The organism is Streptomyces sp. NPDC056948, assembly GCF_042674225.1.
GTDB lineage: Bacteria > Actinomycetota > Actinomycetes > Streptomycetales > Streptomycetaceae > Streptomyces > Streptomyces purpurascens.
Window position 1 is genome coordinate 1 of sequence record NZ_JBHUQX010000376.1, and the last position, 9,474, is coordinate 9,474.

Here is a 9,474-nt window from a genome sequence, read left to right on the forward strand (position 1 = left end):
TCGTAAGCTCCGTCCCCACGGCCCCCGGCCCCGCGGTTTACTCCGGGCGGGTCACCGCTGGGGCCGGGCCGGTCCGGCGTCAAACCGACCACGCCGGGCCCTGCCCCCGGGCCCCCGACTCCGCCCACCCCCCACTCCTGACCCTTGCGGTGTCTCGTCCCCCTCCCCAACCCTTGCGGTGATCCCCCAGGAGCTCCCCCATGTCCCAACCGCTCTCCGATGCCCGGCTTCCCGAGAGAACTGACGCCGACGCCCCGCGGTCGATCAGGATCCGCTGGGTGCTGGTCGCCCTCCTGGTGATCGGCGGCGTCGTCAACTACCTCGACCGCTCCAATCTGAGCGTCGCCAACACGACCGTCGCCGAGGAGTTCGATCTCAGTTCCACCCAGATGGGACTCCTGCTCGCGGCGTTCGCCTGGCCCTACGCGCTGGCCAACCTCCCGGCCGGCTACCTCGTCGACCGCTTCGGGCCCAAGCGCATGTACGCCTGGGCGGCCGCGCTGTGGTCACTGGTGTCGATGATCTCCGCGACTGCCGGTTCGTACGGCGCCATGTACGCGGCCCGCGTGGCTCTCGGTGTCGCCGAGGCCCCCTTCTTCACCGCCAGCCTGAAGGTCAACCAGAGGTGGTTCGCACAGCACGAGCGCGCGCTGCCGATCTCGATCGTCAACACGGGCTCGCAGATAGCCAACGCGATCGCCCCACCGCTGCTCACCACGCTGATGCTGCTGCTCGGGTGGCGTGGCATGTTCGTCACCATCGGCGCGCTGGGCGTGGTGCTCGTGCTCGTGTGGCTGCGTGTCTACCGTGACCCCACGCTGCGCGAGCAGGCGGCCGTCATGGGTGAAGCGTCCGCGCCCCCGGCACCCGAGGCCGAGGCGAAGGCCGGGTGGGGGCAGCTGTTCCGGCAGCGGAACACGTACTTCATGATCCTCGGCGCCTTCGGCATCTTCTACACGGTGTGGGTGTACCTCACCTGGCTGCCCAGCTATCTGGAGACCTCCCGCGGCTTCAGCCTCACCGCGACCGGCTGGCTGGCGTCCCTGCCGTTCCTGTGCGGTATCGCGGGTGTGCTCTTCGGCGGCTTCCTCTCCGGGCGCCTGATCAGCCGGGGAGTCTCCGCCGTCACCTCGCGCAAGATCCCGATCGCCGGCGGCGCCGCCCTGGCCGCCGCGGCCGTGCTCCCCGTGGCCTATGTCGAGAGCACCCCGCTCGCGATGGTGCTGCTGTCCGTGGGGTACTTCGCCGCGCAGGTGCCGATCGGCTGTCTGTGGACCCTGGCCTCCGACGTCGCGGAGCCGCACCAGGTGGCCTCGCTGGGCGCCATCCAGAACTTCGGCGGATTCCTCGGCGCGACGCTGGCTCCCATCGTCACCGGGAGCATCCTCGATGCCACCGGAGGCAGCTACAACCTCGTCTTCCTGGTCGGCGGGGTGCTGCTGCTGGTCGGCGGTTCCTCGTACCTGTTCTTCGTCAAGGACCGCAGGTTCCCGAAGGTGAGCCGCACATGACCGTTCCACGGGCCTACTTCGTGATCGGGCCGGCCGGGTCGGGAAAGAGCACCGTGGCCCGGCTGCTCGCCCGGCAGACCGGGGCCGCCTACATCGACAAGGACACCGCCTGCACCCGCTTCACCGAGGCGCTCCTCGAGTTCGCCGGCACGGACCCGTCCGAGCGGGACCTCAACCCGTATTACCAGTCGGCGGTGATGGAACTGGAGTACCTGACCATCCTGGACCTGGCGCGCGACAACCTCGCGGTGGGCCGGCCGGTCGTCCTGGACGCCCCGTTCGGCCGGTACTTCTCCCGCCCCGGCTATCTGGCCGAAGTGGCCGAGCGCCACTCCTGGCCCCGCCACGCCGAACCGGTGGTGGTGCGGGTCGAGACCGACTCCGACACCGCCCGTGCCCGCGTCCGCGCCCGCGGCTGTGCACGGGACCTCTCCAAGCTCGCCGACTGGGACGTCTTCTGGCGGAAGGCCCAGGACAACGCGTGCCGGTGGTCGAGCCGTCACAGCCTGGTGTTCGACAACCGGGCCGACGGTGTCACTCCGGACGCGGTCGCTCGCGCGCTGGGCGGACTCGCCGAGGACGACGCGAGGGCGCCCGGGCTCACGGCTCGATGAGCCCGGCCCGGATCGCGTACCGGGTCAGCTCCAGGCGGTCGCGCATGCCGAGCTTCTGGAGGAGGTTGGCGCGGTGGCGTTCGACCGTCTTGGCGCTGATGAAGAGGAGTTCGCCGATCTCCTTCGAGGTGTGGCCCTCGGCGACCAGCTTGAGGATCTCCTCCTCGCGTTCGGTGATGGCCCGTTCCGGCAGGCCGTCGCCCCGGTGCAGCCGCTCGAGGTAGGAGCGGACGAGGGCCCGCTCGGCGCCCGGGTAGATGAACGGCTCGTCGCGCACGGCCGCCCGGCAGGCCTCGACCAGGTCGCGGTCGGCGACGGACTTGAGGACGTAGCCGCTGGCTCCGGCCCTGAGCGCCTCGAAGAAGTACTCCTCGTTGTCGTACATCGTCAGGATCAGGATGTGCAGGTCGGGCAGTCGGCGGGAGAGTTCGCGGGCCGCCTGGAGGCCGGTCATGCGGGGCATGGCGACGTCGAGGACGGCCAGGTCCACGGCGGTGTCCCGGGCCCGGGCGACGGCCTCGGCACCGTCCCCGGCCTCGGCGACGACCGTCAGGTCCGGCTCCCCGTCCAGGATGAGGCGCACTCCCCGGCGTACGAGGGTGTGGTCGTCGGCGAGCAGGACACGGATCGGGGTGGGGGCGGACATCAGCGGGCTCCTCGGCCTGACCGGTGGGGACACATCAGCGGGCTCCTCGGCCCGACGGGTGGGGACACATCAGCGGGCTCCTTCCGTCACCGGTACGCGCAGGCGTACGTCGGTGCCCCGGCCGGGGGCCGGTTCGACCGTGAGGGCGGCGCCGATCAGGAGGGCGCGTTCGCGCATGCCCGTGATTCCGGCACCCTCCGGGGCGTCGCCGACACCCGTGCCGTTGTCGCGTACGAGGAGTTCGACGGCGCCGGGGACCTGCTGGAGGCGGAGTTCGGCGCGATCGGCGGTGGCATGGCGGGCGGTGTTGGTCAGGCCTTCCTGGGCCACCCGGTAGACGACGAGTTCCGATTCCGGGCTCAGGGAGGGGAGGTCGCCGGTGACATGGTGGCGCACGGTCAGACCGTGGGTCGTGAACTCGGAGGCGAGCGAGCGCAGGGCGCTGGCCAGCCCGAGCTCCTCCAGGACACCGGGGCGCAGTCGGCGGGCGATACGGCGGATCTCGTCCAGACCGGCCCGGGTCGCCTCCTGCGCCTGGCCCACCTCCTCGCGCAGCTCCTCGGGCGCCCGGTCGGCGACGCGCTTGAGCTGGAGCAGGACGGCGGTCAGGGTCTGCCCGACCTCGTCGTGGAGCTCGCGGGCGATCCGGTGGCGTTCGCCCTCCTGTGCGGACAGGGCCCGGGCGGCGCCCGCGGCCCGCTCGGCCTCCAGCCGGTCGAGCATCGTGTTGTACGTCGCGATCAGCGCGGCCGTCTCCGCCGGGCCGGCGACCACCGGGCGGGATCCCGGACGCAGCAGATCGGCGGTGGCCATGGAACTGCCGAGCCGTTGCAGGGGCGCGAGGCCGAAGCGCAGCACGAGCGCGTTGCCCGCCAGCAGCATCACCAGGCCGCCGAGCAGGACGAGCGCCTCGCCCGCCAGGACGGGGGTGGACACGGTGACCGGGCCGAGCAGCAGTGCCGTGGCCACGACCAGGCCCGCGGCGTTGAGCGAGAAGATCCGCCAGAACAACGACACGTTCCTGGATCCGCCCCTTCCGGCCTTCGCGTACGGCACCTCCCGCTCCACCCTTTCCGGCGACCGGCCGCTGTGTATATCCGTCACAACACCCATGTCGTCACCGTACGGCCGGATGGCAGCATGCGGACTTGACCCGTCCGTTGATCGACACCGTTCACGACACCGTTCACGACACCGACACAGCATCACCAACAAGACAAACAAACCAAACAAGACGAAAAAGGGGAAGAAACGTGTCAGCTCCGCGCCTGAGGGCGACGCCGCTGCCGGGTATCGGGGTCCAGTACGACCTGGAGACCCGGGAACACCGCCATCTGTCGGTGGTGGCGCACCGCGACGGCACGCGCACGGTGAACGTGTACCGGGCCGACGATCCCGACTCCTGCGCGCATTCGCTGCGGCTGACCGGCTCGGAGGCGGGTTCGCTGATCGACGCGCTGAAGCCGTCCCACCACAGCCCGAGCCTGCTGTACACCACGGACCTGGGGCTGGTGGCCGAGCGGATCGAGGTGGCCGCGACCTCGCGCTGGAACGGGCGGGTGCTCGGCGACATGAAGATGCGGACGGAGACGGGCGCGTCGGTCGTGGCGGTGCTGCGCCGGGCCGAGGCCATTCCGTCGCCCGCGCCGGACTTCCGGCTGGCGGGCGGTGACACGCTGATCGTCGTCGGGACCCGTGAAGGCGTCGACGCGGCCGCGACGATACTCGGGCGGGAGTGAGTCTGTGCACTCCGCGGTCCTGCTCATCGAGTTCGGTTCCATCATCCTCGGCCTCGGCCTGCTCGGCCGGTTCGCCGCCCGATTCCGGCTCTCGCCGATACCGCTGTACCTCCTGGCCGGTCTGGCCTTCGGCGAAGGCGGGCTGCTGCCGCTGGGCGCGAGCGAGGAGTTCGTCGCCACGGGCGCCGAGATCGGCGTCATCCTGCTCCTGCTGATGCTGGGCCTGGAGTACACGGCGAGCGATCTGGTCTCCAACCTCAAGACGCACTATCCGTCCGGTCTGGTCGACTGCGCGCTCAACGCGCTGCCGGGAGCGGCGGTGGCGCTGCTGCTCGGCTGGGGGCCGGTGGCCGCCGTCGTCCTGGCCGGTGTCACCTGGATCTCGTCGTCCGGCGTGATCGCGAAGGTGCTCGGCGATCTGGGCCGGGTCGGCAACCGGGAGACACCCGTCATCCTCAGCGTGCTGGTGCTCGAGGATCTGGCGATGGCCGTGTACCTGCCCATCGTCACGGCACTGGTGGCGGGCGTCGGGCTGATGGCCGGCAGTGTGACCCTGGCGATCGCGCTGGGCGCGGCCGGGCTCGTGCTGTTCCTCGCCTTGCGCTACGGCAGGCTCATCTCGCGGTTCGTCTCCAGCGACGACCCGGAGAAGCTGCTGCTGGTGGTGCTGGGCCTGACGATCCTGGTCGCGGGTGTCGCGCAGCAGCTCCAGGTGTCGGCCGCGGTGGGGGCCTTCCTCGTGGGCATCGCGCTGTCGGGAGAGGTGGCGGAGGGCGCGCACACCCTCCTCAGCCCTCTGCGGGACCTGTTCGCGGCGGTCTTCTTCGTCTTCTTCGGACTGCACACCGACCCGTCCAGCATCCCGCCCGTCCTGCTGCCGGCCCTCGCGCTGGCCGTCGTCACGGCCCTCACGAAGATCGCCACCGGGTACTGGGCGGCCCGGCGCGCCGGGATCTCCGTCAAGGGCCGCTGGCGCGCGGGCGGTGCGCTGGTGGCCCGCGGGGAGTTCTCGATCGTCATCGCCGGCCTGGCGGTCGCGGCCGGTATCGAGCCGTCCCTCGGCCCCCTGGCCACGGCCTACGTCCTCATCCTGGTCGTCCTGGGTCCCCTCACCGCGCGCTACACGGAGCCGGTGGCGATGTGGTGGAGCGGACGCCGCGAGGCCCGTCGGGGAGCCCCGGAACCGGCGCCCCGGAAGGCCGAGGCGGAGGCGCCGGTGGGCGACTGAGGAGGGGGTGGGTCACCTCGGGGACCTCTGGTCACTGCCCGAAGCCCACCCCTGCCTCCGCAGCACCCCCGGCACATCCGGTGCCTCGTAGTGCTCGCCCTTAAGGACCTTGCCGTCCTCGCGTCGGGAGACCGTGCCATCGGGGCCGATCTTGGTCATGTTGGAGCGGTGGATCTCGGTCAGTACCGCGTCGAGGTCGATGCCGTGGACGAGGGCGGTGCCGTACGCGACGTAGACGACGTCCGCCAGTTCGTGGGCGAGCCGGTCGAGCGGACCCTGGACCGACACCTCGGCGACCTCCGCGGCCTCCTCCGCGAGGAGTTCGCCGCGGTGGGCGGCGAGTTCCGGGGAGACCTCCGTCGGCGTACTGCGGGCGTCCAGGCCGAAGGCGAGGTGGAATTCACGGACCAGGTCAGCGGGCGAGGAGCTCATGGGGACGACAGTAGTGGCCGCCACTGACACTCATCCCCGCCCCGGTGCCGGACCCCGCCCCTGGTCAGCGGGGCACCAAGGCTGGCAGGATCTCGCCCATGTCCAAGATGTTCCCCCGTATCGGCAGGCGCCGGGCCCTGCAGGGCGGTGCCGCCTCCCTCCTGGTCCTCGGACTGCTGCTGTGGTGGCTGCGCCCCTGGGCCGAGGAGCCTCCGGGCGGGGCGATCACGTTCAGCACGGGCACCCGCGCCGGGGTCTACCACGAGTACGGCGAACTCCTGCGCGCCGAGATCGACCAGGACATGCCGGACCTCAGGGTGCGCTTGCTGACCAGCGCCGGGTCGCAGGAGAACGTCTCGGACGTGGCGACGGGCAAGGCCGACTTCGCGATCGCCGCGGCCGACGCGGTCGCCACGTACAAGCTCGACCACGGCGCGGGCGCCGACCGGCTGCGCGGTATGGCCCGCCTGTACGACGACTACCTCCAGCTCGTCGTGCCGCCGGACTCGGACATCCGCTCCGTCGCGGACCTGCGGGGCAAGCGCGTGGCCATAGGGCTGCCGAACTCCGGCGTGCGGCTGATCGCGAACGGGGTCCTCAAGGCGGCCGGGATCGACCCGGAGAAGGACATCAAGCCCTCCTCGGACGGCATCGACACCGGGCCCCGGCGCCTGGGGCACGGCCTCGACGCGTTCTTCTGGTCGGGCGGACTGCCCACGGATGGGCTCAGCCGCCTCGCCAAGAAGTCGTCCTCTGCCTTCCGGTTCGTGCCGATCGACGCCGGGCTCGTCGCCAAGCTGCACGACCAGGGCGGTGCCACGCGGTACTACCGCGCCACCAAGATGCCGGAGTCGGCCTACCCCACCATCCAGCGCGGTGACCCGGTGCCGACCCTGGCGGTGTCCAACCTGCTGGTCACGCGCAGCGACATGAACCCCCGGCTCACCCAGTGGCTGACCCGTACGGTGATCGACAGCCGGGACGGCATCGGCGCGACCGTCCACTCCGCCCAGCTGGTCGACGTCCGCACCGCGATCTACACCGACCCGCTCCAGTTGCATCGCGGTGCCCAGCGCTACTACCAGTCCGTCAAGCCGTAGGCCCCGACCTCGGCACGCTCACCGTCACCCGCAGCCCGTGCGGCTCGTGACGGTCGTACGTGATCGAACCGCCGCCCGCCGTGAGCAGCGCCCGCGAGATGGACAGTCCGAGGCCCGAACCCTTGATGTTCTGGTGGCGGCTGCTGCGCCAGAAACGGTCGCCGACGCGGGCCAGCTCCTCATCGGTCAGGCCGGGACCGTGGTCGATGACGACGACGGTGGAGGTGTCGCCGTTGGAGGCGACGGTCACCTCGACGGTCTGGTCCTCGGGCGTGAACTTCACCGCGTTGTCGATGACCGCGTCCAGCGCGCTGGACAGCGCGACCGGGTCGGCCCACGCGGTCGTGGGCGGGCAGTCGCCCACCAGGCGTACGCCCTTGGCCTCGGCGGTCGGGGCCCAGGCCGCGAGGCGCTCGGCGGTGAGCTCGCCGATGTCGGTGATCCTCAGATCAGCCTCGGTGTGCTCGGCCAGCGCCAGATCCAGCAGGTCGTCCAGGACCTGCGCGAGGCGCTTGCCCTCGGCCTGGACGGAGGCGATCTCCTTGTTGCCCTCGGGCAGTTCGAAGGAGAGCAGCTCGATGCGCAGCAGCAGCGCCGCGAGCGGGTTGCGCAACTGGTGCGAGGCGTCGGCGACGAAGGCGCGCTGCTGCTCCAGCACGTCCTCGACGTTGTCCGCCATCTCGTTGAACGACCGGGCCAGACGCCTGAGTTCCGGCGGTCCGCCGGCGGCCGCGACCCGGGACTTGAGCCGCCCGGTGGCGATGTCGTGGGTGGTGGCGTCGAGGACGCGTACGGGCCGCAGGACCCAGCCGGTCAGCCGCAGGGCGGCGCCGACGGCCAGCAGCATCGCGGCGGCCTCGCCCGCGCCGATGACCAGCCAGCCGTGCAGGGTGCGCGAGCGCATCTGCCCGGTCGGCGAGTCGGTGACCACGACCGCGACGACATCCCCGTCCCGGATGACCGGCGAGGCGACCACCAGGTTGTGGCGCTGCCAGGGCCAGACCTGCTTCGGGTCGTGACTGCGGCGGCTGAGCAGCGCCTCGTCGAAGGCGTCACGCACCTCGCCCTCATCCGGCAGGGACCACCTGGCCGGCGCATGAGCCATGGCACTGCCGCTGCGGTAGAAGACACCGGCCCGGATGCCGTAGACGTCGTAGTAGCTGTCGAGTTCGCTGCTGAGCATGGCCAGGCGCTCGCTCTCGAACGCGCCGGCGGTGCCGGTGGGCGAGTCGGTGACGAACTGGGCGAGGGCGGCGAAGCGCGCGGTGTCGTCGATCCGGTCGACGACGACCTTCTGCTGCTGGGCCCCGGCCAGACTCACGGCGAGCGGGACCCCGAGCGCGAGCAGCACGGCCGCCATCAGGATGATCAGCAGCGGGAGCAGACGAGTGTGCACCCGGCCCCGCTACCCGGCAGGCGCGACGAGCCGGTAGCCGACTCCGCGTACGGTCTCGATGAGGGCCGGCATGCGCAGCTTGGCGCGCAGGGACGCGACATGCACCTCGAGGGTGCGCCCGGTCCCCTCCCAGCTCGTCCGCCACACCTCGCTGATGATCTGCTCCCGGCGGAAGACCACCCCGGGCCGCTGTGCGAGCAGGGCCAGCAGGTCGAACTCCTTGCGGGTCAGCTGGACCACCGACCCGTCGACGCTGACCCGGCGGGTGGGCAGCTCTATGTGCACGGGCCCGAGGCGCAGCTCGGTCTCGATGCCGTTGGAGGTGTCCTCGTGGGAGGTGCGCCGGCTCACGGCGTGGATGCGGGCGAGCAGTTCCCCGGTGTCGTACGGCTTCACCACGTAGTCGTCGGCGCCGAGGTTGAGGCCGTGGATGCGGGAGCGGACGTCGGAGCGCGCGGTGACCATGATCACCGGGGTGGCGGTGCGTTTGCGGATCTTGCCGCAGACCTCGTATCCGTCCTGGTCGGGCAGGCCGAGGTCGAGGAGGACGACACCGAAGCAGTCGCTCTCGGGGACGAGTGCCTGGAGTGCCTCCTCACCGCTGCGCGCGTGCGTGACGTCAAACCCGTGCCGTGCCAGGACAGCCGACAGGGCGGCGGCGACGTGGTTGTCGTCCTCGACGAGCAGCAGTCTCATCCGGGCCCCCTTCGGTTCACTGGCCGTACGATCTATCTGTGTACAAAAAAATGCGTGCACGCGCGCGTGCACGCATTGCAGTCACGCTGATGGATGAGGACGGCGTCAAGAG

At 71.1% G+C, this 9,474-nt stretch carries 10 protein-coding genes; 5 read left to right on the plus strand and 5 right to left on the minus strand.

Going from position 1 to position 9,474, the window contains the following annotated elements; genetic code table 11:
- Positions 1-200: 200 nt before the first annotated feature.
- On the plus strand, positions 201-1,511 hold the full coding sequence (locus tag ACFTZL_RS34845) for an MFS transporter (RefSeq protein WP_382591302.1): 1,311 nt from the start codon (positions 201-203) through the stop codon (positions 1,509-1,511).
- Positions 1,508-2,125 carry an AAA family ATPase gene (locus tag ACFTZL_RS34850; protein ID WP_382591305.1) on the plus strand — a complete coding sequence of 206 codons (618 nt, stop codon included), beginning with the start codon at positions 1,508-1,510 and terminating at the stop codon, positions 2,123-2,125. The genes ACFTZL_RS34845 and ACFTZL_RS34850 overlap by 4 nt, the downstream gene beginning before the upstream one ends.
- Here the strand turns inward: ACFTZL_RS34850 and ACFTZL_RS34855 are convergent.
- Together ACFTZL_RS34855 and ACFTZL_RS34860 are read right to left on the minus strand one after the other, a co-directional pair.
- Entirely contained in the window at positions 2,112-2,771 is a 660-nt protein-coding gene (locus ACFTZL_RS34855) for a response regulator transcription factor (RefSeq protein ID WP_184589925.1), read from the minus strand. The genes ACFTZL_RS34850 and ACFTZL_RS34855 overlap by 14 nt on opposite strands.
- 69 nt (positions 2,772-2,840) lie before the next feature.
- Positions 2,841-3,884: a sensor histidine kinase gene (locus ACFTZL_RS34860; protein ID WP_382591308.1), complete on the minus strand. Its 1,044-nt coding sequence runs from the start codon at positions 3,882-3,884 to the stop codon at positions 2,841-2,843.
- A 140-nt stretch (positions 3,885-4,024) separates the two neighbouring features.
- Here ACFTZL_RS34860 and ACFTZL_RS34865 point away from each other — a divergent pair, with 140 nt between their 5' ends.
- The gene (locus ACFTZL_RS34865) at positions 4,025-4,510 is read left to right on the plus strand and encodes a cation:proton antiporter regulatory subunit (RefSeq protein WP_382591311.1); all 486 of its coding nucleotides are present in this window, start codon (positions 4,025-4,027) and stop codon (positions 4,508-4,510) included.
- Positions 4,511-4,514: 4 nt separating this feature from the next.
- A complete protein-coding gene (locus ACFTZL_RS34870; protein WP_382591314.1) occupies positions 4,515-5,738 on the plus strand; it encodes a cation:proton antiporter in 1,224 nt (407 codons plus the stop codon).
- A 12-nt stretch (positions 5,739-5,750) separates the two neighbouring features.
- On the opposite strand, the gene ACFTZL_RS34875 is transcribed toward ACFTZL_RS34870, so the two are convergent.
- The gene (locus ACFTZL_RS34875; protein ID WP_382591317.1) at positions 5,751-6,170 is read right to left on the minus strand and encodes a MazG nucleotide pyrophosphohydrolase domain-containing protein; all 420 of its coding nucleotides are present in this window, start codon (positions 6,168-6,170) and stop codon (positions 5,751-5,753) included.
- Positions 6,171-6,268: 98 nt separating this feature from the next.
- Here ACFTZL_RS34875 and ACFTZL_RS34880 point away from each other — a divergent pair, with 98 nt between their 5' ends.
- Positions 6,269-7,270 carry a TAXI family TRAP transporter solute-binding subunit gene (locus tag ACFTZL_RS34880; RefSeq protein ID WP_382591320.1) on the plus strand — a complete coding sequence of 334 codons (1,002 nt, stop codon included), beginning with the start codon at positions 6,269-6,271 and terminating at the stop codon, positions 7,268-7,270.
- Here ACFTZL_RS34880 and ACFTZL_RS34885 read toward each other — a convergent pair.
- Together ACFTZL_RS34885 and ACFTZL_RS34890 are read right to left on the minus strand one after the other, a co-directional pair.
- Positions 7,260-8,666, minus strand: coding sequence for a sensor histidine kinase (locus ACFTZL_RS34885; RefSeq protein WP_382591323.1), 1,407 nt, complete (start codon positions 8,664-8,666; stop codon positions 7,260-7,262). The genes ACFTZL_RS34880 and ACFTZL_RS34885 overlap by 11 nt on opposite strands.
- Before the next feature lie 9 nt (positions 8,667-8,675).
- Entirely contained in the window at positions 8,676-9,362 is a 687-nt protein-coding gene (locus tag ACFTZL_RS34890; protein ID WP_382591326.1) for a response regulator transcription factor, read from the minus strand.
- Between the last annotated feature and the right edge of the window lie 112 nt (positions 9,363-9,474).

Bases quoted from the DNA above. Each gene is read 5' to 3' on its own strand.
- ACFTZL_RS34845 (WP_382591302.1), top strand. From the start codon at position 201: ATGTCCCAACCGCTCTCCGATGCCCGGCTTCCCGAGAGAACTGACGCC.
- ACFTZL_RS34850 (WP_382591305.1), top strand. From the start codon at position 1,508: ATGACCGTTCCACGGGCCTACTTCGTGATCGGGCCGGCCGGGTCGGGA.
- ACFTZL_RS34855 (WP_184589925.1), bottom strand. From the start codon at position 2,771: ATGTCCGCCCCCACCCCGATCCGTGTCCTGCTCGCCGACGACCACACC.
- ACFTZL_RS34860 (WP_382591308.1), bottom strand. From the start codon at position 3,884: ATGGGTGTTGTGACGGATATACACAGCGGCCGGTCGCCGGAAAGGGTG.
- ACFTZL_RS34875 (WP_382591317.1), bottom strand. From the start codon at position 6,170: ATGAGCTCCTCGCCCGCTGACCTGGTCCGTGAATTCCACCTCGCCTTC.
- ACFTZL_RS34880 (WP_382591320.1), top strand. From the start codon at position 6,269: ATGTCCAAGATGTTCCCCCGTATCGGCAGGCGCCGGGCCCTGCAGGGC.
- ACFTZL_RS34890 (WP_382591326.1), bottom strand. From the start codon at position 9,362: ATGAGACTGCTGCTCGTCGAGGACGACAACCACGTCGCCGCCGCCCTG.